Raw genomic sequence first — 23,534 nt, forward strand, 5'->3', positions numbered from 1 at the left:
ATGGCTGTCACGCAGGCGATTCCGATCACACGCCATCCCTATGCGGACGGTTCCTACAAGAAGATGCTGATCGACGGCCAATGGGTCGATGCCGCCTCCGGCAAGAAGTTCGAGACTCACAATCCCGCGACCGGCGAATTGCTCGCGACCGTGGCCGAAGGCGACGCGGAAGACATCGACCGCGCGGTGGCGGCGGCGCGCCGTGCCTTCGAGGGTCCGTGGAGCAAGGTCAAGCCGTTCGAGCGGCAGAATATGCTCCTGAAGCTCGCCGATCTGGTGGAGAAGAATTTCGAGGAGCTGTCGCAGCTCGATACGCTCGACATGGGCGCGCCGATCAGCCGCACCCGCGGCAACCGCCTGCGCGTGCTCGGCATGCTCCGTTACTACGCAGGGCAGGCGACCGCGCTGCATGGCGAGACTATCGAGAACTCGCTGCCGGGCGAGATCTTTTCCTACACCTTGAAGGAGCCCGTCGGCGTGGTCGGCGCGATCATTCCCTGGAACGGACCGCTGGCGGCGAGCGTCTGGAAGATCGGCCCGGCGATCGCAACCGGCTGCACGGTGGTGCTGAAGCCTGCGGAGGAAGCGCCGCTGACGTCGCTGCGGCTTGCCGAGCTCTGCATGGAAGCCGGCATTCCGCCCGGTGTCGTCAATGTGGTGCCCGGCTATGGCGAGACTGCAGGCGCAGCGCTCGCCTCGCATTCCGGCGTCGACAAGGTCGCCTTCACCGGCTCACACATCACGGGGCAGGCGATCGTGCGGGCGTCGGCCGGCAACCTCAAGCGCGTCTCGCTCGAACTCGGCGGCAAGTCGCCCGACATCGTGTTCGCCGATGCCGATCTCGACCAGGCGGTGCCGGGCGCGGCGATGGCGGTGTTCGCCAATTCCGGGCAGATCTGCAGTGCCGGCACGCGCCTCTTTGTCGAACAGAAGGTCTATGACGAGTTCGTCGGCCGCGTCGCCGAGTTTGGCAAGAAGCTGCAGGTCGGCAACGGCATCGATCCGAACACGCAGATCGGCCCCTTGGTGTCGCAGCAGCAGATGGACCGCGTCTCCGGCTATCTCGAGATCGGCCAGAAGGAGGGCGCGAGGGCGGTAGCAGGCGGCGCGCGGCTGACCGAAGGACCGCTCGCTAAGGGTTATTTCGTGCAGCCCACGGTATTCGCCAATGTGCAGGACAATATGCGCATTGCGCAGGAGGAGATATTCGGGCCCGTCATCTCCGCGATAGCCTTCAAGGACACCGACGAACTGATCAAGCGCGCCAACGCCACGATGTTCGGGCTCGGCAGTGGAGTCTGGACCACCAATGTCAGCAAGGCGCACCAGGTTGCGCGGGCGCTGCGCGCCGGCTCGGTCTGGGTCAACTGTTACCAGGCGATGGACCCGGCTGTGCCGTTCGGCGGCTACAAGATGAGCGGCTATGGCCGTGAATCCGGCAAGCAGCACCTGGAGGAATATCTCAACGTCAAGGCGGTCTGGATCAAGACGGCCTGAACTCAGCTTTGTCCACGTGTTCACCTCTCCTGCTTGCGGGAGAGGCGTAGGCCGCCTTCGGCGGCCGTTCTTAGAGAACGCCGAAGCGAAGCTTCGGCTATGGCAAAGCGCCGGGTGAGGGCTCTCTCCCCACGGGGAGTCCCGATGCGGAAACACCCTCACCCCAGCCCTCCCGGAGCGAGCTATGCTCGTCTCCTCCCGCAAGCGGGAGAGGGAGTCCACTCGCCACTTGCTTTTCAGCGGCGCGCGCCTCCCCTATAGTGCCGGCAACGACAACACAAAATCCGGGGCAGGCATGAAATTCCCGTCGCTTTTCTCTCCTCTCAAGATTGGTCCCTACCAGCTCCAGCACCGCGTGGTGATGGCGCCGCTCACGCGGATGCGCGCGGAAAAGCCATCGCTCGCGCCGCGCCCCTTGAACGTGGAATATTATGCCCAGCGCGCCACCCCTGGTGGGCTGATCATCGCGGAAGCCTCGCCTGTGGTGAATACCGGGTTCGGCAGCCCTGGCATTCCCGGCATCTACAGCGAGCAGCAGATTGCCGGCTGGCGGAAAGTGGTCGACGCCGTGCATGCCAAGGGCGGCATCATCTTCCTGCAGCTCTGGCATGTCGGGCGCGTTTCGCATTCCTCGTTCCAGCCCGGCGGCGCGCTGCCGGTCGCGCCTTCGGCGGTGGCGATCTCCTCCGAGTTCAAGGCGATGACGGCGGATGGCAAGGTGGTCGACTACGAGACGCCGCGGGCGCTCGAGACCTCTGAGATTCCCGGTGTCATCGAGGCTTACCGCGAGGGCGCGAAGAACGCGCTGAAGGCCGGGTTCGACGGCGTCGAGATCCACGGCGCCAATGGCTATCTGATCGAGCAGTTCCTGCAGTCGCGCAGCAACCTGCGCACCGACCAGTATGGCGGGTCGATCGAAAACCGTGTGCGCTTCCTGATGGAAGTGACCAAGGCCGTGATCGAGATCTGGGGCGCCAGCCGCGTCGGTGTACGGCTGTCGCCTTATGGTATCGCAAACGGCAGCGGCGAGGCCGACCCGATGCCGCTCTACAGCCACGCGATCAAGTCGCTCGATCCGCTCGGGCTTGCCTATCTGCACTTCATCGAGCCGCGCTCCTCTGGCGCCGGCCGCGCCGAGGTGAACCACCAGAACGTGCCATCGGCGATGGTGCTGTACCGCCCGATGTGGAGCGGCGTCCTGATCACCGCCGGCGGCTTCACCGGCGAGACGGCGGATGCCGCGCTCGCTGCCGGTCATGCCGATGCAATCGCCTTCGGCCGCATCTTCATCTCCAATCCGGATTTGCCGCGTCGGCTGCATCGTGGCTATCCGATAACGCCGTATAACCGCGCGACGTTCTACGGCGGCGAGGAGAAGGGATATACGGATTATCCCGCACATGACGAGATGGCGCAGGCTTGAGACGTTTGTCATTGCGAGCGAAGCGAAGCAATCCATGCCTCCGCGCGCGGAGAGATGGATTGCTTCGTCGCTTCGCTCCTCGCAATGACGAAGGAGACGGAAGACGACAATGGCCAAAGCAGCCGCTGCAGGAGGTATCGCGTCGGGCCAATGCCTGTGCGGCGCAGTTCGGCTCGAGATCGATGTGCCGGCGCGCTGGGCCTGGCACGATCACTCCGCACTAAGCCGCCGTGCGCATGGCGCGGCCTATGCGACCTATGTCGGGAGCTGGCGCAAGCGGTTCCGCATCGCCGCCGGCGAGGATGCGATCACGCGCTACGAGGATGAGGCGACGAAGACCGTGCGCAGCTTCTGCGCGACCTGCGGCACGCCATTGTTCTATGAGCGTGCGCGGTCGCCGCACATGGTGAACATTCCGCGCGCGCTGTTTTCGGGGCGTACCGGCCGGCAGCCGCTCTATCACATCGCGATCGAAGAGCTGCAGGAGTGGGCCTATACCGGCGAACCGCTGGTGCCGCTGAAGGGTTATCCTGGCGTGGTCTGGCATCGCTCGAAAAAGAAGAAGCGATCCGATCGCGAGGGGATGTTTTAGAACGTGATGCGATAGGTCAAGTACATCCGCGATGGACACTGCGCTCCCTCTCCCGCTTGCGGGAGAGGGTTGGGGTGAGGGTGTCTCCACGATGGGACTTTCCGTGGGGAGAAAGCCCCCACCCGGCGCTTACGCGCCGACCTCCCCCGCAAGCGGGAGAGGTGAAGTAAACTCGCGGCGAGACCGATTCAACTGGTTGACACAGCTATAACCCGCTCCGCCATTCCGCGCGCAAGGCTGCCATGAGCGCAGGCGCGATTGCCCCTCGCGTGCAAGTTTGGTCATGATGCTCCCATCCCGCGCGCCAACGAGCCCGAGGGTAGGAGGAGACATGAAGAATCGCATTACCGGTCGCTCGGCGTTCCTGGCGCTGTTGAAGGACGAGGGCATCACGCATCTGTTCGGCAATCCCGGCACCACCGAATTGCCGATCATGCACGCGCTGAAGGACCATCCCGACCTCACCTATGTGATGGCGATGCAGGAAAGCCTGGTGGTGGCGATGGCTGACGGATTCAGCCGCGCTTCCGGCAAGCTCGTCGCCTGCAACGTCCATGTCGCGCCCGGGCTTGGCAACGCGATGGGCTCGCTGTTCAACGCCAAATTCACCGGCACGCCGTTGATCCTCACCGCCGGCCAGCAGGAGCAGGGCCACGGACTGACGGAGCCGGTGCTCTACGGCCCGCTGGTGCAGATGGCGGAGCCGCTGGTGAAATGGGCGGTCGAGGTGACGCGCCTGGAAGACCTGCCGCGCATCGTGCGCCGCGCCGCGAAGGTCGCGACCACGCCGCCGACCGGGCCGGTGTTCATCTCGCTGCCCGGCGATATCCTCAATTCCGAAGCCGGCATCGAGCTCGGCTGGGCGACCCGCGTCGACACGCGGGTGAAGCCGTCGGATGAATCGCTGCAGGCCCTCGTCGCGCGCATCCTGAAAGCGGAGCGGCCGGTGATCGTCACCGGCGACGAGATTGTCAAAAGCGATGCGCTCAAGGAAGCGGCCGAACTCGCGGAAACGCTGGGCGCGCCGGCCTATCAATCGTCGACGCCGTACGGCGCGCACTTCCTGTCCGAAAGCCCGTGCTTCATGGGCGCGATCGCGCGGGTGCAGAAGCTCGCGCGCGAGACGTTGGCCCCTTACGACCTCATCATCGCGCTCGGCGGCGATCCGCTGCGGATGTCTGTTTATAGCGAGATCGATCCGCTGCCGGATGGGCTCGGGATCGTGCAGGTCGGCCTGGTCGACTGGGACCTCGCCAAGAACTACGGCGCGGAGATCGCGCTGAAGGCGGACGTGAAGGAAACCTTGCGCGCGTTGATCCCGGCGCTCAAGGCGGCCGGCGGCAGTGCGCTGGAGGCGCGGGCGAAGCAGGGCGTTGCGGCGCTGGTTTCGAAGAACTGGACCACGAAGCGCAAGGCGCTGGTCGAGCAGATTTCGAAAGCGGAGGGCGCCTCGCCGATCGATCCGGACTGGCTGGCGCTGCAGGTGGTCGAGGCGATGCCTGACAATGCGATCCTGGTCGACGAAGGCCTGACCTCGTCGCGCCAGATGATCGCGCTGCGGCCGCACCGCGATCGCTATGGCTATCACGCGCTCGCCTCCGGCGGCATCGGCTGGGGACTGCCGGCCTCGGTGGGCGTCAGCCTCGCCAATCCGCAGCGGCCGGTGGTGTGCTTTTCCGGCGACGGCAGCGCGATGTATTCGATCCAGTCGCTGTGGACCGCCGCCAACCACAAGCTGCCGCTGACATTTGTGATCGTCAACAATGGCGGCTACCGCATCATCAAGCAGCGCCTGCTCGCCTTCCACGGCGACGATCATTACGTCGGCATGGATTTCGTCGATCCGCCGGTTGACTTCACCGGGGTGGCGAAGTCGCTTGGATTGGAAGCGATACGGATCACTGATCCCCGCGAGTTGAAGGGCGCGATGCGCTCGGCATTCGGCCGGCCCGGCACGAAGCTGATCGAAGTGGTGGTGAGTAATTCCGTGAATTGAGCCACGATTTGTAGGGTGGGCAAAGCGAAGCGTGCCCACCATTGCGAGTGGAGTGCTTGATGGTGGGCACGCTGCGCTTTGCCCACCCTACGATTTGATGTCGTCATTGCGAGCGAAGCGAAGCAATCCATCTCTCCGCGTATATGGAGGCATGGATTGCTTCGTCGCTTCGCTCCTCGCAATGACGGTGTGAGACGCTGTCGCTCCTACTCCGCCGCCGCAGTGTGCGGCTTGATGCGGTAGCGGCTTGCGGGGTGCTCGTCCGTCAGCCGCGCGCGGCCTGCGCCGAACAGTTTCTCGCGCAGCGTGCCTTGCGCATAGTCCTGCTTGTATCGGCCGCGGCGGGTCAGCTCGGGCACCAGCATGTTGGCGATATCCTCGAAATCGCCGGGCGAGATCGCAAAGGCGACATTGAGGCCGTCGACATCGGTCTGGTCGAACCAGCGCTCGATGTCATCGGCGACCTTTTCCGGCGTGCCGACCACCACGGGGCCGATGCCGCCGATGCCGACATGCTCGGCGACCTCGCGCACGGTCCAGTTGCGATCGGGATCGGCGCGGGTGATGTTGTCCATCGCAGTGCGGCCGGCGTCATTGTGGACGTGGCGGACCTCCTGGTCGAGGCCGTAGGTGGAGAAATCGACGCCGGTCCAGCCGGACATCAGTGTCAGCGCGCCCTCGTGGCTGATGTGGCGGCGATAGTCGGCATGTTTCGCTTTCGCCTCGGCCTCCGTGCGGCCGAGGATGACGGTCATCATGCTGAACATCAGGATCTCGGCCGGGTTGCGGCCGTGCTGCTGGGCAAGCTCGCGAATGGCGGAGACCCGCTGCGCGATCACCTTGGCCGAAGGTCCTGACATGAACACGCATTCGGCATGCTCCGCGGCGAACTGCCGGCCGCGCGGCGACGTGCCGGCCTGGTAGAGCACGGGCGTGCGCTGCGGCGACGGCTCGCTCAGATGCAGCGCGTTGAGGCGGAAGTTCTTGCCCTCGTGCTTGACCGGATGCACCTTGGTGGGATCGGTGAAGATGCTGCGCGCGCGATCGCGGATCGCGGCGTCGTCTTCCCAGCATCCTTCCCAGAGCTTGTAGACCACTTCCATATACTCGTCGGCGACGTCGTAGCGGTCGTCATGCGCCGTCTGCCTGTCCTTGCCGGCGCCACGCGCGGCCGAGTCGAGATAGCCGGTCACCACGTTCCAGCCGACGCGGCCTTCGGTCAGATGATCGAGCGTCGACATCCGCCGCGCGAATGTGTAGGGCGGCTCGAAGGAGAGATTGCTGGTGATGCCGAAGCCGAGATGCTTGGTCACCGCGGCCATCGCCGGAACCAGCAGCAGGGGATCGTTCACCGGCGTCTGCGCGGCGTTGCGCAGCGCAGCGTCGGGGCCGCCGCCGAACACGTCGTAGACCCCGAGCACGTCGGCCAGGAACAGGCCGTCGAACCGGCCGCGCTCCAGCGTCCTGGCAAGATCGAGCCAATAGGGCAGCCGGTTGTACTCGGCGGTGCGGTCGCGCGGATGGGTCCACAATCCCGGCGACTGATGCGCCACGCAGTTCATAGCAAAGGCGTTGAGCCGGATCTGTTTCGTCATTTGGAGGGCTTTCGATATTTATTTTTGTGGCGTGCCGGATGCAATTTTAGCAGAGCCCGACGTCGCTGCGCCACTTCCAGCATACGGCGTATCCCGATAATGAGGTCGGGAGAATAATTCGGTCGACAAGGCGCGACGAAAGGGAAAGTTATGGCCGACAGAAGCGATGCGATTGCTCGCGTTCGACAAGATTTTCAATCGGGCGAGTTCCTGCGCGAACTCGACCAGCGTGTCGGCTACCGGACCGAAAGCCAGAATGCCGCCAGCGGCGCCGCGCTGCGTGCTTATCTGACCGAAAACCTTCAGCCCGCGCTGGCCGCGCTCGATTTCACGACGCGGTTGATCGAGTCGCCGACAGGCAAAGGGCCGTATCTGCTGGCCGAGTATCTCGAGGACCCCTCGCGCCCGACCGTGCTCACCTACGGCCATGGCGACGTCGTCGATGGCATGGTCGGCGAATGGCGCGACAAGCTCGATCCCTGGAAGACCACGATCAAGGGCGATCGCGTCTATGGCCGCGGCACCGCCGACAACAAGGGCCAGCACAGCATCAACATCGCGGCGCTGCGTGCGGTGCGGGAGACCCGCGGCGGCAGGCTCGGCTTTAATGCAAAATTCATCATCGAGACCGGGGAGGAAATCGGCTCGCCCGACCTGCGGGCGGTCTGCGAAGCTCACCGTGAGGAACTCAAGGCCGATCTGTTCCTGGCATCCGATGGGCCGCGGCTTTCGGCCGAGCGGCCGACGATCTTCCTCGGCTGCCGCGGCGGCAACCGTATCCATCTCGACGTCAATTTGCGCGAGGGCGGGCATCATTCCGGCAATTGGGGCGGCGTGCTTGCCAATCCCGCCACCATCCTGGCGAACGCGATTGCGAGCCTGGTCGACGGCAAGGGGCGGATGAAGCTGGAGGCATTGAAGCCGCCGCCGATCTCGAACCGGGTCCGCGCGGCGCTGGCGGACGTGAAGATCGAGCCCACGGCCGATGAGCCGGCGCTATCGCCGGACTGGGGCGAGGATGGGTTGTCGCCAGCGGAGCGGCTCTATGCCTGGAACACGCTGGAAGTGCTGGCGATGTCCTCGGGCAATATCGCAAGCCCGGCAAATGCGATTCCGGGCCATGCAAACGCGGTGCTGCAACTTCGCTTTGTCGTCGGCACCAAGCATCAGGAGATCATCGACGCCGTGCGCGCGCATCTGCACGCCAACGGTTTTCCGATGGTCGAAGTCAGCGGCGCCCAGCGCTTTGCGGCGTCGCGGACCGACATGGACAGTCCCTGGATCGACTGGACCGCGGAGTCGATCCACAAGACCACGGGCAAGGCGCCGGCGATCCTGCCGAATTTCGGTGGCTCGCTGCCGAACGACGTGTTTTCGGAAGGCCTTCGCCTGCCGACGATCTGGGTGCCGCATTCCTATCCCGGCTGTTCGCAGCACGCACCCGACGAGCACATCCTGCTGCCGGTCACCGAGGAGGCACTCGCCATCATGACCGGCCTGTTCTGGGATCTCGGCGAGATGGCGCAGAAGTTCTAGCGGGACGGTTCCACTTGCGTAGTGCCCGGGACAAGTCCGGGCATGGCGAGTTGCGAAGCAACACCCAATTCCCTCAGAAAGGCCGTGGTGATGACCGTATCTGCGTCGCTTGACTCGCGTGCTGGCATTGAAGCGAGAAAGAAGAACATCACGCGCCTGATCGTCGCGACCTCGATCGGCAACGCGCTGGAATGGTATGACATCTCGGTCTACGCCTATTTCGCGGTGTACGTTTCAAAGGCATTCTTCCCGAACGACGATCCGACGACATCGCTGCTCCTGACCTTCGGCACCTTCGGGTTGTCGTTCCTGATCCGGCCGATCGGGGGCGTCATGCTTGGCACCTATGCCGACCGCCATGGCCGCAAGGCATCGCTGATGGTGTCGATCATGCTGATGACGGCGGGCACGCTCACGCTGGCCTTGATGCCGACCTATGACAAGATCGGCATCCTCGCGCCGATCGGGGTCCTGCTCGCCCGCCTGGTGCAGGGCTTTTCGGCCGGCGGCGAGTTCGGCAGCTCGACGGCGTTCCTGGTCGAGCATATGCCGGAGCGGCGCGGTTTCGTCGCGAGCTGGCAGTTCGCCAGCCAGGGATTGAGCGGGTTGCTCGGAGCAGGCTTCGGCGCGCTGCTGACGTTGTGGATGACTCCGGCCGATTTGCAGTCCTGGGGCTGGCGGCTGCCGTTCCTGTTCGGCGTGCTGATCGGGCCGGTCGGCATCTACATCCGCAATCATATCGATGATGCGACGCCGCCACCGGCCGGTGAGCAAACCTCGCCCGTGAGCGAAGTCTTGCTGCGTCAAAAGCTGCCGGTGCTGCTTGCGATCGGCGCGCTCGCGGTCTCGACTGCCGTCAACTACCTCATCGTCTACATGCCGACCTATGTGGTGAAGACGCTCCATCTGCCGCCATCGGTCGGGTTCATCGCCTCGCTCGCCGCGCAGACGGCCGTGATGCTGCTGGCGCCGATCGCCGGCTTGGTCTCCGACCGGATCGGGCGCACCACGCATATGATCGCGTTCGGCGTATTGCTCCTGGTCTCGATCTTTCCGGCATTCCTGCTGCTGACGGGAAGCCCGACGCCGGGCTTCATCCTGCTCGGCGTGCTCTGGCTCGGCATCTTGAAGGCGCTCTATTACGGGCCGCTCGCCGCGTTGATGTCGGAACTGTTCCCGCCGGCAACGCGCGCCACCGGTCTTGGCCTCAGCTACAACATCGGCGTCACCGCATTCGGCGGGATGGGGCCGGCGATCATGACCTGGCTCGGCGGGTTCGCGCTGATCGGCGAACTGGCGCCGGGATATTATCTCACGGCCGTTGCCGTCCTGAGCCTTGCGGCGCTGGTGACGACACGCCGGTTGGCGCTGGCGTAGCGTTGTGTGTCACGCGCCCTCATCCAGTGCGACCAGTTCACGCTTCCTGCGCAGCGCCGGCAATAATGGCCCGATCAGCAGCACCAGTGCGAACGCGAGACATGCCGCCGAGATCGGCCGCTCGACGAACGTCATCAGGTCGCCTTGCGAGAGGATCAGCGATTTGCGCAGATTGTTCTCCAGCATCGGCCCGAGCACGAAGGCGAGCACCAGCGGTGCCGGCTCGTAGCCGAGCTTGCGCATGAAATAGCCGATCACGCCGAAGGCGATCATCACGTAGACGTCGAAGACACTGTTGCTGGAGCAATAGACGCCGATGATGGTGAACAGGATGATCAGCGGGAACAGGACGTTGTAAGGCAGCTTTAGTAGCTGCACCCACATGCCGATCATGGGCAGGTTGAGCACGAGCAGCATCAAATTGCCGATATACATGCTGGCGACGATGCCCCAGAACAGTCCGGGGTTCTGCGTGATCAGGAGCGGGCCCGGCTGCAGGCCGTGAATCACAAAGGCGCCGAGCAACAGCGCCATCACCACGTTCGGCGGGATGCCGAGCGTCATCAGCGGAATGAAGGCGCCGCCGGCCGCCGCATTATTCGCCGATTCCGGGCCGGCGACGCCCTCGATGGCGCCCTTGCCAAACCGCTCCGGCGTCTTGGAGAGGCGCTTCTCCAGTGCGTAGGATGCAAAGGACGAGATCACCGCGCCGCCACCCGGCAGGATGCCGAGGAAGAATCCGAGGACTGTCCCGCGCGACACCGGCCCGGCGCTGGCCTTCCAGTCCGCCTTGTTCGGCAGAAGGTGCGTGATCCTGGTGTTGATGACATCGCGCTTGATCACCTGCTCGGTGTTGAGCAGCACTTCGGCGATGCCAAACAGGCCCATCACGACCGGAACGAGCCCGATGCCGTCGATCAATTCCAGGCGGCCGAACGTCAGTCTCGGCTGAGCGGTGATACTGTCGAGACCAACCAGGCCAAGCACGACGCCGATGCAGGCCATCAGCAGAGCCTTGGCCATCGATCCCTGGGTCAGGAAGGTCAGGACCACCAGCCCCAGCACCATCAGCGAAAAATATTCGGCCGGACCGAATGCAATCGCGATGCTGGCGAGCCTTGGCGCGACCAGCATCAGTGCGATCAACGCAAATGTGCCGGCGATGAACGAGCCGAACGCAGCAATGCCGAGCGCGGGGCCGGCGCGGCCCTGCTTGGCCATCTCGTGGCCATCGATGCAGGTGACGACGGAAGCGGCTTCGCCGGGAATGTTGACCAGGATCGAGGTCGTGGAGCCGCCGTACATCGAGCCGTAGTAGATGCCGGCCATCATGATGATGCCGGATTCCGGCGTGCCTGACAGCGTCACCGGCAACAACAGCGACATCGCAGAGATCGGGCCGATGCCGGGCAGCACGCCGACCAAAGTGCCGATGAAGACGCCGATGAAGCAATAGAGCAGGTTGATCGGCAAAAGCGCGACGCCGAACCCATGGGCGACATTGAGGAGCGTTTCCATGACGCGCTCAGCCGATCTCGAACACGCCCGCGGGCAGTTGAATGCCAAGCAGGTGCTTGAGTATCCACCACATGCCGAGCGGGGCTAGAATCGACAGCGGAATGGTCAGCGACCAGCGCACGGGATCGATCACGCGCAGCAGCAGCGCCATCAGCGGGATCGCCGAGAGCAGAAAGCCGAACGTGTCGAGCGCGAAGGCAAACAGCGTGAGGCAGGCGATGATCAGAAGCGGCTTGGTCCAGCGCGTGTTCTCCCAGCGCGAGGCAAGGGTCGGCCCGCCCTCGGTGACGGCAGAGACAATGATCGTGACGGCGAACAGGCAGATCAGCATGCCGGTGTAGAACAGCACGTAGCCGGAGCCGGGATCGTTGATGGTGCCGAGCTTAAGCTTCAGGCCCGACCAGATCACGAAGCCGCCGAAGGCCAGGCCAACCACCCCGCCCCAGAGTTCGGAATTGCTGAGGCGGAATTTTACGTTCGCGTCGTTGCTCATGTGCCGTTCTTCCAGATGCATCCTTCGAGGCGCGCAGGCGCGCGCCTCATGACGATGCTGCTGCCCTCCGGCAGGACCTAGTTCGTCTTCTTGGCGAGACCGAGCGACTCGATCACCTTGCGCTCTGACGCGGTGACCTCGACGACGAACTTCTTGTAGTCCTCGGTGCTCTTGTAGTTCGGGACCATGTCGTACTTGGCGAGCGTTGCGATCACCGCCGGATCCTCGATCGCCTTCTTGAACGCGTCGTGCAGCTTGGCCACGATCTTGGGATCCATGCCCTTCGGTCCGGCGATGCCGAACGGGGAGTCATAGACCATGGGATAGCCGAGTTCCTTGAGCGTCGGCACGTCGGGATAGTTCGGCGAGCGCGCGGCGGTCCACACCATCAACAGGCGCAGCTTTCCGGCGTCGACCAGCGGCCGCCAACCGGTGGAATCCGCCTGCAGCATGGTGTGCTGGCCGAGCACCGCGGCGTTGGTCTCCGCACCGCCCTTGAACGGCACCTGCGTCAGCTTGATGCCGGCCAGCGCTGCGATCTGCTCCATCCCAATGTGCAGCGAGGTTCCGGCGCCCGGCGTCGCGTAGGTGACCTTGCCGGGATTCTTCTTGGCAAAATCGATCACGTCCTGCCACGTCTTGAACGGCCCTTCGGCGCTGGTCGTGACGCCAAAGGTGTAGCCGGTGAGGTGGACGATATAGGTGAAATCCTTGGCCGGGTCCCATGACACTTCCTGCATCAAGGGCAGGCGGAATACGGTGATCGGAATCTGGGCGATGGTGTAGCCGTCCGGCTTCGCGGCGGCCGCCATGGTGGCCGGGCCGACCGTGCCGGCGCCGCCGGCCTTGTTGTCGATCGCGATCGGCTGGCCCAGGACCTTCGAGGCGCTGTCGGCGATGGCGCGCATCGAGATGTCGGTCGATCCTCCCGCCGGCCACGGCACGATCAGCGTGATCGGCTTTGTCGGATAGTCCTGGGCGGTGGCGTGGGTTGCCATCAGCATCCCGATGGCCGCGACGGCAAACAGCAAACGATTGATACCAGGCATCTTCAACTCCCTCTGCGGTCCCGTTGGCGCCGGGCCGGATTTGTTTTGTCTTTTGATGCGGCGATCTTTCCCGAAAACGAAACAGAAGAAAAGCGTGTTGGAGGAAAGGTTTGTCGATGCCGCCGGTTGAAACGGGGCGTGCGACAATTCGCCTATCAAGGTATACCGAGCCGCGGAATTGGAGCGGCGGCCGGTCGCGGGGCGAATGCCGGCAGGCGGCGGCAACCTGTGCGGGCGGGGGAGACAATCGAGACTAAAGTAGGCCCGCTCTATTCTCTCGCGGGCGAGTATGATTTCCTTTGCACGCTGGGGACATGGGCGGGACGGCTGCGGCGACAGCGGGCGCGCGGCCACGTTGCGCCGGTGCCAGCCAAGAGACATTCTGACACAATCGAACCTATCCAAACGAGGAGACCACGCATGAAACGCCTTCTTTCGATCGGCTTCGCGCTCGCCACCGCGCTCGGCGCGGCTGAGGCCGGCGCCCAGGAGCTGACGGGGACGTTGAAGAACATCAAGGAGACCGGCACGATCACGCTCGGCCACCGCGACTCCTCGATCCCCTTCTCCTATCTCGACGACAACCAGAAGCCGATCGGCTATGCGATGGACATCTGCTACAAGATCGTCGATGCCGTGAAGAAGGAACTGAAGCTCGACAAGCTCGAGGTGAAGCTCAACCCGGTGACGTCATCGACCCGCATCCCGCTGCTCGCCAACGGCACTATCGATCTCGAATGCGGCTCGACCACCAACAATGCCGAGCGCCAGAAGCAGATTTCCTTCACCAACACCCATTTCCTCACCGCGAGCCGCTACGTCTCGAAGAAGTCGAGCAAGATCAACTCGATCGACGATCTCAAGGGCAAGCCGGTGGTCTCGACCGCCGGCACCACCAACATCAAGCAGCTTACCGAGGCCAACGCCGCGCGCGGGCTGAACGTCAACATCATCCCGGCCAAGGACCATGCGGAAGCGTTCCTGATGGTCGAGACCGACCGCGCGGTTGCTTTCGTGATGGACGACATCCTGCTCGCAAGCCTGGTTGCGGGGTCGAAGACGCCCAACGACTACGTCATCTCCAAGGATGCGTTCTCGAAGCCCGAGCCCTACGGCATCATGCTGCGCAGGGACGATCCGGCCTTCAAGAAGGTGGTCGATGCGGCAACCGCCGCGCTCTACACCGGCGGCGAGGGCCAGAAGATCTACGACAAATGGTTCACGCAGAAGATCCCGCCGAAGGGACTGAACCTCAATACGCCGATCGCGGCCGAGTTGAAGAACGAGTTCGCAAAGCCGTCGGACTCGCCGGATCCGGATTCGTATAAGTAGGTACACTGTCGCCCCTCATGGTGAGGAGCGCGTAGCGCGTCTCGAACCATGAGGCCCGGCCGGTGGCCTCATCCTTCGAGACGCGGCGAAGGCGCCGCTCCTCAGGATGAGGGGTGAGAACGTCAGGATGAGAGACTAGCAAGGCCCGGCCATCCTAGGTGGCCCGGCCATTGCATGGGCGGGCCCGCGGGTGGCGTATGGGGGACCTGTGAACTACCACTGGAACTGGCAGATCTTCTTCGAGCCGAACCCGACGGGCAGCGGCACCTACCTGGACATGCTGGTGTCGGGGCTGGCGCTGACGATCAAGACCGCGCTCATGGCCTGGATCATCGCGCTGGTCTTCGGCTCGGTGATCGGCGTGCTGCGGACGCTGCCGTCGAAGGCCGCAGGCTGGATCGGCTTCGCTTACGTCGAATTCTTCCGCAACATGCCGCTATTGGTTCAGCTCTTCCTCTGGTTCTTTGTGCTGCCGGAACTGCTGCCGCGCGCGGCAGGCCTGTGGCTGAAGCAGATGCCGAACGCGCCGTTCTGGACGGCGTCGATCGGCGTCGGGCTGTTCATGTCGGCGCGTGTCGCCGTGCAGCTTGCGGCCGGCGTCGCCTCATTGCCGCGAGGCCAGAAACAGGCAGCCACCGCGTTGGGGCTGACGACCGCGCAGACCTATCGCTACGTGCTGCTGCCGATGGCCTATCGCATCATCCTGCCGCCGCTGACGTCGGAATTCCTCAACACCGTGAAGAACACGGCCGTTGCGATCACGATCGGCCTGATCGAATTGACCGGGCAGGCGCGCGCCATGCAGGAATTCTCCTTCCAGGTGTTCGAGGCCTTCACCGCCGCGACCATCATGTATCTCCTGGTCAACATCGTCGTCGTCACCGGCATGCGCTTCCTGGAGCGCAAGGTCGCGATCCCCGGCTATATTGCGGGGAAATAGCATGCTCGGCAGCTTCGATTTCGACGTCATCCGCCGTTCGCTACCCTATCTCTTCGTCGACGGCATGACGTTCACGCTGACGCTGACGGCGCTGTCGGCGCTGGGCGGACTGGTGTTCGGCACGCTGATCGCGCTGATGCGCTTGTCCGGGTTCAAGCTGCTCGGCCGCATCGCCGGGCTTTATGTTGACTTCATGCGTTCGCTGCCGCTGGTGCTGGTGATCTTCTGGTTCTATTTCCTGGTGCCCTATATCGGGCAGTGGCTGACCGGCGCGTCGCGGCCGATCAGCGTCGGCGCGTTTGCCTCCTCGCTCATCACCTTCATCATGTTCGAGGCGGCGTATTTCTCCGAGATCATGCGCGCCGGCATCCAGTCGATCCCTCGCGGCCAGCCGGCGGCGGCGAGCGCGCTCGGCCTGACCTATGCGCAGAGCATGCGCTACGTCGTGCTGCCGCAGGCGTTCCGCAACATGCTGCCGGTGCTGCTGACCCAGACCATCGTGCTGTTCCAGGACACCTCGCTGGTCTACGTCCTGTCGATCCCGGATTTCCTCGGCGCCGCCAGCAAGGTGGCGCAGCGCGACGGGCGGCTGGTCGAGATGTACCTGTTCGCGGCAGCGGTCTATTTCACCATCTCCTGCCTTGCCTCCTACGGCGTCCGCCGCCTCCAGGCGCGCATCGCCATTGTCCGTTGAAGAGTGTTGCATGATCGAACTTCGCCACGTCGACAAATGGTATGGGCCGACTTTCCAGGTGCTGAAGGATTGCACCACCAGCGTCGCCAAGGGCGAAGTCGTGGTGGTCTGCGGCCCCTCCGGATCGGGCAAGTCGACGCTGATCAAATGCGTCAACGCGCTGGAGCCGATCCAGGGTGGCGAGATCATCCTCGACGGCATCAAGGTCAACGACCCCAAGACCGACCTGCCGAAACTGCGTGCGCGTGTCGGCATGGTGTTCCAGCATTTCGAGCTGTTTCCGCATTTGCGGATCATCGACAATCTCTGCCTGGCGCAGGAGAAGGTGCTGGGCCGCAAGCACGATCAAGCGGTGGCAAAGGCCATCAAGCTGCTCGATCGCGTCGGGCTGAAGGGGCACGCGAAGAAATATCCGGCGGAGCTTTCCGGCGGGCAGCAGCAGCGCGTCGCTATTGCCCGGGCGCTCGCCATGGACCCGGTCGCGATGCTGTTCGACGAGCCGACCTCGGCGCTCGATCCGGAAATGATCAGCGAAGTGCTTGACGTGATGGTCGACCTGGCGCGCGAGGGCATGACGATGATGGTCGTCACCCACGAGATGGGCTTTGCCAGCAAGGTCGCCCATCGCGTGATCTTCATGGACCAGGGCGAGATCGTCGAGGATGCGCTGAAGGCGGATTTCTTTGGCAAGCCGCGCAGCGACCGTGCGCAGAAGTTTCTGTCGAAGATCTTGCAGCATTAATACCGCTGTCATTCCGGGGGCACGCGAAGCGTGAGCCCGGAATCCATTGGGCCACTTGCGCTGGCGGAAAGATGGATTCCGGGCTCGATGCTGCGCATCGCCCCGGAATGACGGCGAGGGTTGATGGGATAGAAGGCCTATCGGCATCAACGAATTGCGTATAGAAACCTGATCGCATCATCACGTCCGGGAGACTTCGCTTGGAAAAGATCGCTTACGTCAACGGCTCCTATGTGCCCCTTTCGGAGGCCAAGGTTTCGGTCCTCGACCGCGGCTTCCTGTTCGCCGATGGGATCTACGAGGTGGCCGCCGTGCTTGATGGCAAGCTGGTCGACAACGCCTCGCATCTGGCGCGACTGGAGCGCTCGGTCGGCGAGATCAGGCTGGAGCTGCCGGAAACCATCGCGCGCATCCAGGAGATCCAGAAGGAACTGGTAGCGCGCAACAAGGTCGTCAACGGCCTGGTCTATCTGGAGGTGACGCGCGGCGCTGACACCGGTCGTGACTTCGCCTTTCCGAAAGGGGTGAGGCCGACGCTGGTGATGTTCACGTCGGAAAAGGACATCATCGGCGCGCCTTCGGCGAAGACCGGGATCAATGTCATCACGGTGCCCGACATCCGCTGGGAGCGACGCGACATCAAGAGCGTGGCGCTGCTCGCGCAGGTGCTGGCCAAGCAGGCGGCGGCTGAAGCCGGCGCCGGCGAAGCCTGGATGATCGAGGACGGCAAGGTGACTGAAGGTGGCTCGTCCTCCGCTTTTATTCTGACCCAGGACGACGTCATCGTGACCCGGCAGAACGGCAGCGAGATTTTGCCGGGCTGCACCCGCAAGGCGGTGGTCGCGCTCGCCGAGGAGCGCCAACTCCGTGTCGAGGAGCGCGCCTTCTCGATCGAGGAGGCGCTGGCCGCCAAGGAAGCCTTCGTCACCAGCGCCAGCCTGTTCGTGCAGGCGGTGGTCGCGATCGACGGCAAGAAGGTCGGCAATGGCAAGCCCGGCCCGATGACGGACCGCCTGCGCGAGATCTATGTGGAGTTCGCCAAGGCGACCGCGGTGTAGGCGCATTCCAACCTATCCCCTCACCCTGAGGAGACCGCGCAGCGGTCGTCTCGAAGGGCGAGGCCACCGGCGGGGCCTCATCCTTCGAGACGCGGCCAAACGGCCGCTCCTCAGGATGAGGGTCTAGCAGACGCCCGCGCTTAAGCCGAGAGGCTGCGGCTTACTGGATGCCCGCCTGCGCGGGGCATGACAGCCGAGAACCAACGTCAATGCGCGCCGCCGCCGGCAAGTGCACCCGGCTTCTTCAGCAGCGCCGCGGCGAACAGGGCGACGATCAGCGCAACGCCCATCACGTAGAAGGTATCGCTGAAAGCCAGGATGTAGGCTTGCTTCTGCACGATCCTGCCGATCGCGACGATGGCACGGTGGGCGGCATCGGCATGATCGGCGACGCCATGGCTCATGAAATATTGCGTGAGCTGCTCGATCCGGGTGCGGGTCGCCTGCTCCAGCAGGGAGACCGACTGCATCAGCACGTTGGAGTGATACTGCTCGCGTTTGGTCAAGAGCGTCTGCAATAGCGCGATGCCGACGGCGCCGCCGAGGTTGCGCATCATGTTGAAAAGCCCCGACGCCGAGCCGGCGTTCTCGGCTTCGATGCCCGCTGTCGCGACCGCCGACAGCGGCGCCATCACCAGCGCCTGGCCGATGGCGCGCACGATGTTCGGCCAGAACAACTGGTCGGTGGCGTAGTCGTTGCTCATGTAGATGTTCATGAAGTTCGAGGCGGCGAACAGCGTGAAGCCGACGCCGATGATGATGCGCGGGTCGAAGCGCTGCATCAGCCGTGGCACCAGCGGGATCAGCACGAGCTGCGGCAGCCCGGTCCACGCCAGCACCATGCCGATCTGCTCGGCGTTGTAGCCCTGGATCCGTGACAGATATTGCGGCAGGATGAACACCGAGCCATAGAGCGCGGTGCCAAGCAGGAAATTGGCGAGCATGCCGAAGCCGAAATTGCGGCGGAGCAGCAGGCGCAGGTTCAGTAGCGGCTTGTTCGCGGTCAATTCGATCACGATGAAGGCCACAAGCGCCACCGCCGCGATGACGGAGAGGCGGACGATGAAGGGCGAGCCGAACCAGTCGTCCTTGTTGCCTTCCTCCAGCACCGTCTGCAGCGCCGACAGGCCGATCGCCATGGTGATGATGCCGGGCCAGTCGCCCTCGCGCAAAAGCGAAAGCTTCATCGGCTTTGCTTCCAGCGAGAAATAGAGCATGCCGACCATGATCGCGCCGGGCACCAGGTTGACATAGAAGATGTACTGCCAGCCCCAGTTCTCGGTGAGATAGCCGCCGATGGTCGGGCCGATCGCCGGCGCAAAGGTCGCCGACAGCGCGAACAGCGCCAGTCCTATCGGCTGCTTTCCCTTCGGCAGCAGCGTGATGATCAGCGTGAACGCCATCGGGATCAGCACGCCGCCGGTGAAACCCTGCACCGCGCGCAGTGCGATCATCTGCGGCAGGTCGTGCGCCAGCGCGCAGGCCGCGGAGAAGACGAGGAACAGGACAGCATTGGTCAGAAGATAGCGGCGGATCGAGAACACCTGCGCAAGCCAGCCGCTCAAGGGAATCACCACGATCTCGGCGACCAGATAGGAGGTCGAGATCCAGCCGCCGTCATCGATGCCGGCACCGATCGCGCCCTGGATGTCCGCGAGCGATGCGTTGACGATCTGGATGTTGAGCACCGCCATGAAGGCGCCGAGATTGGCGCCGACCACCGCGATCCAGGTTGTTGCGGGGATGGCCGGTGCGGCGGTGGGTTTTGGGCTGAGGTCCGCGGAGGACGCGGCATTGAGTGTGGGCTGTAGCGTGGTCATTGGTCTCGTCCGCTAGCGCATGATGAATCCGAATTGCTTCCGCGATCGATGCTCTGCTCCCTCTCCCGCAAGCGGGAGAGGGCTGGGGTGAGGGTGTCTCCGCATAGGGACTCCCCGTGGGGAGAGAGCCCTCACCCGGCGCTAAGCGCCGACCTCTCCCGCAAGCGGGAGAGGTGAACTCGCCACTAGCCTCCGTTCGGACGCGCGGTGCCGGAGGCGAGCCGGCTCCTGGCCTCGCGCTCGGCCAGCACGGTGGCTTTGGTGTCGACGGTCGGCACGGCCGACATGCCGGGGCGCAAGAGGCCCTTTAGACGCGGGTCGTCGAGCACGATCTTGACCGGCACGCGCTGCACGATCTTGGTGAAATTGCCGGTGGCGTTGTCGGGCGGCAGCAGCGCGAATTCGAGTCCGCTCGCGGGCGACAGGCTGTCGACATGGCCGCGAAGCTTGGTGCCGCGGAAGCTGTCGATCTCGACCTCGACCGGCTGGCCGCCCCGCACATTCGTGAGCTGCGTCTCCTTGAAGTTGGCGACGACATAGACGGCATCGAGCGGCACGACTGCCATCAACTGCGTACCGGCCTGCACATATTGTCCGACCCTGAGCGAGCGCGCGCCGACGGTGCCGTCGACCGGCGCGGTGATGCGCGTATAGGAGAGGTTCAGCGACGCCTGCTGCTCCATTGCGCGGGCGCGGTCGAGCTGTGCGACTGCCTTGGCGCGATCGGTGGTGAGCACATCGACCTTGCGCTGGGCGGCGAGCAGGCCGGACTTGGAGTGCTGCAATTGCGCGTTGCTGGCGCGGAGCGCTGCGTCGGTCTGCTGCGCGCGCTGCACCGTGCCGGAGCCGCTCTTCATCAGCCCCTCGTAGCGAGCCTGCTCCTCCTGCGCGAATTTCAGATTGGCTTCGGCGGCGGCGACGTCGGCCGTGCCCTGCTCGATGATCGGTTGCTGCAGGGCGAGCTGGGCATCGAGGTTGCGCACCGCAGCCTCGGCTGCCTCGACATCGGCATGGGCCTGGGCGAGCGCGGCACGGAAATCGCGATCATCGATTTCGGCCAGCAATTGCCCGGCCTTGACCGGCTGGTTATCGCCGACCAGCACCTGCGCGATATAGCCGGAGACCTTTGGCGAGACGATCGTGGAATCGGCCTTCACATAGGCGTCATCAGTCGATTCCAGGTAGCGGCCGGTGGTGAGGTAGTCGTAGCCGAAATCGGCAATGCCGGCGACGCCGAGCATGGCAACCAGCGCCAATGCCGCCCGCTTGATCGCCTGCCGCGATGGGCGCAGGCTGATTTTTTCTTTTGTATCAGTGACATAGGATGTCGTCGACATGGCTACCCCAAATGCGTTCAGGCGCGCCTCCTGGGCAGGAGGGCGCCAAATCCGAGAGGTAGATGCGATGTCTCCGGCGCTGTGATAATCCGGCAAGAACTGGAAGGATTATCCAGTAAGAGCAAACAATCGGGAACTCGATCATGGACCGGTTGACCAGCCTGACGGCCTTTGTCCGGGTGGTGGATAGCGGCGGCTTTTCGGCCGCCGGGCGCCGCCTCAACATGTCTACGACCATGGTGAGCAACCATATCCAGGCGCTGGAGGACCGGCTCGGCGTGCGGCTGCTCAATCGCACCACGCGCAAGGTGAGCGTCACCGAGGTCGGCCGCGCTTATTACGACCGCTGCGTCCAGATCCTCGCCGATATCGAGCAGGCCGATGACATCGCGGGCGCGCTGCATTCGACGCCGCGCGGCACGTTGCGGGTCTACACCCACACCCACACGGTGCCGTATGTCGCGCCCGTCGTCGCCGAATTCCTGAAGACCTATCCCGACGTCAGGGTCGATCTCTCGATGGGCGAGCGCACGGTCGACATGATCGACGAGGGCTTTGACGTCGCCGTGCGCATGACGCCGCCGCCGGATTCGAGCCTGATCGTGCGCAGCCTCGCCACCTGGCGCCATGTGCTGTGCTGTTCGCACGACTATCTCGAGCGGCATGGAACGGTGCATGAGCTTGCCGAGCTCAGTGAGCGCGACTGCGTCCGCCATATGAATTATCCATACCAGGACGAATGGCGGTTCATCGATCGCAGCGGCGAGCCGGCATCGGTGAAGGTGTCCGGCCGGTTCACCACCAACAGCGGCGAGGCGCTGCGTATGGCGGCGCTGCAGGGCGCCGGCATTTGCCTCGCGGCTGGGTTCATGGTTCACGGCGATCTCGAAGCCGGACGGCTGGTGCGGCTGTTGCCGGAATACCGGCCGGTCGAGCTTTCGATGAACGCGGTCTATCCGCACCGCCATCATTTGTCGGCGAAGGTGCGGACCTTCATCGACATGCTGGTGACCCACAGCGCCGAGCAGCAGAAGCTGATCGACCCCTATTCGTGATATCGCGTAGGGTGGGCAAAGCGAAGCGTGCCCACCATTCACGGGTGGTGGTGGATGGATGGTGGGCACGCTGCGCTTTGCCCACCCTACGATTCGTTGCCCTTTTCCTATTCGCCCGTCGATAAATCAACCGGGTGATGGCGCAGCGAAGCGTAATCCAATAGATTGCATGCGAACAGGGCAGGGAGGGAGCAGCATGTTTGCGCTGAAGCGGGCGTCATTGTGCCAAATCATGACGCCGCTTGCCGCGATGCTCGCCTGCTTGATCGCGCCGCTGCCCGCCGTCGCGTTCGGACCTCCACCGAATGCGCCGCTGTCGATGGAAAAGCTCTCGCGCCTGGATGACTTTCTCACCGAACAGAGCGCGACCGGAAAGATTCCGGGCGCGGTGCTGCTGATCCAACGGCACGGCAAGCCGATCTATTTCAAATGCTTCGGCAAGCGCGACGTCGAAGCGAACATCAGCATGACTGCGGACACGATCTTTCCGCTGCACTCGGTGACGAAGACGGTCACCAGCGTAGCGGCAATGATCCTGATCGACCGTGGCAAGATCGCGCTCGATGATCCCGTCAGCAAATACATCCCCTCCTTTGCCAACATGAAAGTCGGCGTCGAGCGCAAGGACGAGTCGGGCCGTCCGGTGCTGGACCTGGTGCCGCTGGTCCGTCCGATTACGATCGAGGACCTGCTGCTGCATACCTCGGGCATCACCTACGGCTTCTATGGCACGGGGCTGGTGAAGGCGGCCTATGACGGCATCTATCTCGGCGACTTCGACAATGCCGAATTCGCCGAGCGGATCGCGAAGCTGCCGCTCGCCGAGCAGCCGCGCACGCTGTGGGACTACGGCCATTCGATCGATGTGCTCGGCCGCGTCATCGAGGTGGCGTCGGGACAATCGCTCTATGAGTTCGAGAAGACGGCGCTGTTCGAGCCGCTCGGCATGACCACGACCAAATATTTCCTGACCGATCCGGCGGAGCGCGCCCGCTACGCGCGGCGGCTGCGCAGTGACGAGCGCATCGAGCGCAATCCGCTCGACGTCACGCGCTGGGAATCCGGTGGCGGCGGCCTGGTGTCGACGGTTGCCGACATGGCGCGTTACGGCCAGATGCTGCTCAATGGCGGTACGCTCGATGGCAAGACCATTCTCGGCCCGAAAACTTTCAAGGCGATGACGACCGACCACATTGGGCCGGGATCGGGCGTGGCCCGCAACTATTTCTACTATCCGGGCGACGGCTTTGGCTTCGGCTACGGGTTCGGAATACGCACCGATGCGGGCCATGCCGTGCCGCCGCCGCCGGGCTCGCCCGGCGAGATCAAGTGGGACGGCGCGTCGGGGGCGTATATCGTTGTTGACCCGTCGCAGGACATGTTCTTCGTGCTGCTCCTCAACGCGCCCTCCGGACGGTGGCACGTTGAGGTCAATGTCAAGAAGATCGTTTACGATGCGTTCGAAAAGTGATCGAACAGA

General features: G+C 64.0%; 19 protein-coding genes. 13 read left to right on the forward strand and 6 right to left on the reverse strand.

The window, feature by feature from the left end; all coding sequences use genetic code 11:
- From ACVJGD_RS33960 to ACVJGD_RS33975, 4 genes are all read left to right on the forward strand, one after another.
- Positions 1-1,497, forward strand: coding sequence for an aldehyde dehydrogenase family protein (locus tag ACVJGD_RS33960; protein ID WP_456638287.1), 1,497 nt, complete (start codon positions 1-3; stop codon positions 1,495-1,497).
- Between the two features lie 295 nt (positions 1,498-1,792).
- Complete coding sequence (locus ACVJGD_RS33965) at positions 1,793-2,920, forward strand: alkene reductase (RefSeq protein WP_456638288.1); 1,128 nt, start codon at positions 1,793-1,795, stop codon at positions 2,918-2,920.
- Positions 2,921-3,029: 109 nt separating this feature from the next.
- Positions 3,030-3,512 carry a GFA family protein gene (locus ACVJGD_RS33970; RefSeq protein ID WP_456638289.1) on the forward strand — a complete coding sequence of 161 codons (483 nt, stop codon included), beginning with the start codon at positions 3,030-3,032 and terminating at the stop codon, positions 3,510-3,512.
- 331 nt (positions 3,513-3,843) lie between these two features.
- Positions 3,844-5,508: a thiamine pyrophosphate-binding protein gene (locus tag ACVJGD_RS33975; protein ID WP_456638290.1), complete on the forward strand. Its 1,665-nt coding sequence runs from the start codon at positions 3,844-3,846 to the stop codon at positions 5,506-5,508.
- 206 nt (positions 5,509-5,714) lie between these two features.
- Here the strand turns inward: ACVJGD_RS33975 and ACVJGD_RS33980 are convergent, their stop codons facing one another.
- Positions 5,715-7,103, reverse strand: a complete 1,389-nt coding sequence (locus tag ACVJGD_RS33980) for an LLM class flavin-dependent oxidoreductase (protein ID WP_456638291.1) — start codon at positions 7,101-7,103, stop codon at positions 5,715-5,717.
- Positions 7,104-7,253: 150 nt separating this feature from the next.
- Here ACVJGD_RS33980 and ACVJGD_RS33985 point away from each other — a divergent pair, with 150 nt between their 5' ends.
- Both ACVJGD_RS33985 and ACVJGD_RS33990 read left to right on the forward strand, forming a co-directional pair.
- Complete coding sequence (locus ACVJGD_RS33985; protein ID WP_456638292.1) at positions 7,254-8,639, forward strand: M20 family metallopeptidase; 1,386 nt, start codon at positions 7,254-7,256, stop codon at positions 8,637-8,639.
- A gap of 90 nt (positions 8,640-8,729) precedes the next feature.
- Complete coding sequence (locus ACVJGD_RS33990) at positions 8,730-10,016, forward strand: MFS transporter (protein ID WP_456638293.1); 1,287 nt, start codon at positions 8,730-8,732, stop codon at positions 10,014-10,016.
- 9 nt (positions 10,017-10,025) lie between these two features.
- Here the strand turns inward: ACVJGD_RS33990 and ACVJGD_RS33995 are convergent, their stop codons facing one another.
- The 3 genes from ACVJGD_RS33995 to ACVJGD_RS34005 form a co-directional block, all read right to left on the reverse strand.
- Complete coding sequence (locus tag ACVJGD_RS33995; RefSeq protein ID WP_456638294.1) at positions 10,026-11,534, reverse strand: tripartite tricarboxylate transporter permease; 1,509 nt, start codon at positions 11,532-11,534, stop codon at positions 10,026-10,028.
- Between the two features lie 7 nt (positions 11,535-11,541).
- The gene (locus tag ACVJGD_RS34000; RefSeq protein WP_456638295.1) at positions 11,542-12,027 is read right to left on the reverse strand and encodes a tripartite tricarboxylate transporter TctB family protein; all 486 of its coding nucleotides are present in this window, start codon (positions 12,025-12,027) and stop codon (positions 11,542-11,544) included.
- Positions 12,028-12,104: 77 nt separating this feature from the next.
- A complete protein-coding gene (locus ACVJGD_RS34005; protein WP_456638296.1) occupies positions 12,105-13,076 on the reverse strand; it encodes a tripartite tricarboxylate transporter substrate binding protein in 972 nt (323 codons plus the stop codon).
- Between the two features lie 420 nt (positions 13,077-13,496).
- Between ACVJGD_RS34005 and ACVJGD_RS34010 the strand changes: the two genes are divergently transcribed.
- The 5 genes from ACVJGD_RS34010 to ACVJGD_RS34030 all read left to right on the forward strand — a co-directional run bounded on the left by ACVJGD_RS34010 (position 13,497) and on the right by ACVJGD_RS34030 (position 17,842).
- Positions 13,497-14,408, forward strand: a complete 912-nt coding sequence (locus ACVJGD_RS34010; RefSeq protein ID WP_456638297.1) for an amino acid ABC transporter substrate-binding protein — start codon at positions 13,497-13,499, stop codon at positions 14,406-14,408.
- A gap of 208 nt (positions 14,409-14,616) precedes the next feature.
- The gene (locus ACVJGD_RS34015) at positions 14,617-15,348 is read left to right on the forward strand and encodes an amino acid ABC transporter permease (protein WP_456638298.1); all 732 of its coding nucleotides are present in this window, start codon (positions 14,617-14,619) and stop codon (positions 15,346-15,348) included.
- A gap of 1 nt (position 15,349) precedes the next feature.
- Positions 15,350-16,042 (forward strand): amino acid ABC transporter permease, encoded by a 693-nt coding sequence (locus ACVJGD_RS34020; protein ID WP_456638299.1) that lies wholly within the window; start codon positions 15,350-15,352, stop codon positions 16,040-16,042.
- A 10-nt stretch (positions 16,043-16,052) separates the two neighbouring features.
- Positions 16,053-16,784 (forward strand): amino acid ABC transporter ATP-binding protein, encoded by a 732-nt coding sequence (locus tag ACVJGD_RS34025; protein WP_456638300.1) that lies wholly within the window; start codon positions 16,053-16,055, stop codon positions 16,782-16,784.
- Between the two features lie 200 nt (positions 16,785-16,984).
- A complete protein-coding gene (locus ACVJGD_RS34030; protein WP_456638301.1) occupies positions 16,985-17,842 on the forward strand; it encodes a D-amino-acid transaminase in 858 nt (285 codons plus the stop codon).
- 206 nt (positions 17,843-18,048) lie between these two features.
- Here ACVJGD_RS34030 and ACVJGD_RS34035 read toward each other — a convergent pair whose 3' ends face one another.
- On the reverse strand, positions 18,049-19,662 hold the full coding sequence (locus tag ACVJGD_RS34035; RefSeq protein ID WP_456638302.1) for an MDR family MFS transporter: 1,614 nt from the start codon (positions 19,660-19,662) through the stop codon (positions 18,049-18,051).
- A gap of 185 nt (positions 19,663-19,847) precedes the next feature.
- Positions 19,848-20,999 (reverse strand): HlyD family secretion protein, encoded by a 1,152-nt coding sequence (locus tag ACVJGD_RS34040; protein ID WP_456638303.1) that lies wholly within the window; start codon positions 20,997-20,999, stop codon positions 19,848-19,850.
- A 143-nt stretch (positions 21,000-21,142) separates the two neighbouring features.
- Here ACVJGD_RS34040 and ACVJGD_RS34045 point away from each other — a divergent pair, with 143 nt between their 5' ends.
- Positions 21,143-22,054, forward strand: coding sequence for a LysR family transcriptional regulator (locus ACVJGD_RS34045; protein ID WP_456638304.1), 912 nt, complete (start codon positions 21,143-21,145; stop codon positions 22,052-22,054).
- A gap of 196 nt (positions 22,055-22,250) precedes the next feature.
- A complete protein-coding gene (locus ACVJGD_RS34050; RefSeq protein ID WP_456638305.1) occupies positions 22,251-23,525 on the forward strand; it encodes a serine hydrolase domain-containing protein in 1,275 nt (424 codons plus the stop codon).
- Positions 23,526-23,534: the final 9 nt, after the last annotated feature.

The sequence above is a fragment of the Bradyrhizobium sp. USDA 10063 genome (assembly GCF_054063735.1).

Bases quoted from the DNA above. Each gene is read 5' to 3' on its own strand.
- ACVJGD_RS33960 (WP_456638287.1), top strand. From the start codon at position 1: ATGGCTGTCACGCAGGCGATTCCGATCACACGCCATCCCTATGCGGAC.
- ACVJGD_RS33965 (WP_456638288.1), top strand. From the start codon at position 1,793: ATGAAATTCCCGTCGCTTTTCTCTCCTCTCAAGATTGGTCCCTACCAG.
- ACVJGD_RS33970 (WP_456638289.1), top strand. From the start codon at position 3,030: ATGGCCAAAGCAGCCGCTGCAGGAGGTATCGCGTCGGGCCAATGCCTG.
- ACVJGD_RS33975 (WP_456638290.1), top strand. From the start codon at position 3,844: ATGAAGAATCGCATTACCGGTCGCTCGGCGTTCCTGGCGCTGTTGAAG.
- ACVJGD_RS33980 (WP_456638291.1), bottom strand. From the start codon at position 7,103: ATGACGAAACAGATCCGGCTCAACGCCTTTGCTATGAACTGCGTGGCG.
- ACVJGD_RS33985 (WP_456638292.1), top strand. From the start codon at position 7,254: ATGGCCGACAGAAGCGATGCGATTGCTCGCGTTCGACAAGATTTTCAA.
- ACVJGD_RS33990 (WP_456638293.1), top strand. From the start codon at position 8,730: ATGACCGTATCTGCGTCGCTTGACTCGCGTGCTGGCATTGAAGCGAGA.
- ACVJGD_RS33995 (WP_456638294.1), bottom strand. From the start codon at position 11,534: ATGGAAACGCTCCTCAATGTCGCCCATGGGTTCGGCGTCGCGCTTTTG.
- ACVJGD_RS34000 (WP_456638295.1), bottom strand. From the start codon at position 12,027: ATGAGCAACGACGCGAACGTAAAATTCCGCCTCAGCAATTCCGAACTC.
- ACVJGD_RS34005 (WP_456638296.1), bottom strand. From the start codon at position 13,076: ATGCCTGGTATCAATCGTTTGCTGTTTGCCGTCGCGGCCATCGGGATG.
- ACVJGD_RS34010 (WP_456638297.1), top strand. From the start codon at position 13,497: ATGAAACGCCTTCTTTCGATCGGCTTCGCGCTCGCCACCGCGCTCGGC.
- ACVJGD_RS34020 (WP_456638299.1), top strand. From the start codon at position 15,350: ATGCTCGGCAGCTTCGATTTCGACGTCATCCGCCGTTCGCTACCCTAT.
- ACVJGD_RS34025 (WP_456638300.1), top strand. From the start codon at position 16,053: ATGATCGAACTTCGCCACGTCGACAAATGGTATGGGCCGACTTTCCAG.
- ACVJGD_RS34035 (WP_456638302.1), bottom strand. From the start codon at position 19,662: ATGACCACGCTACAGCCCACACTCAATGCCGCGTCCTCCGCGGACCTC.
- ACVJGD_RS34040 (WP_456638303.1), bottom strand. From the start codon at position 20,999: ATGTCGACGACATCCTATGTCACTGATACAAAAGAAAAAATCAGCCTG.
- ACVJGD_RS34045 (WP_456638304.1), top strand. From the start codon at position 21,143: ATGGACCGGTTGACCAGCCTGACGGCCTTTGTCCGGGTGGTGGATAGC.
- ACVJGD_RS34050 (WP_456638305.1), top strand. From the start codon at position 22,251: ATGTTTGCGCTGAAGCGGGCGTCATTGTGCCAAATCATGACGCCGCTT.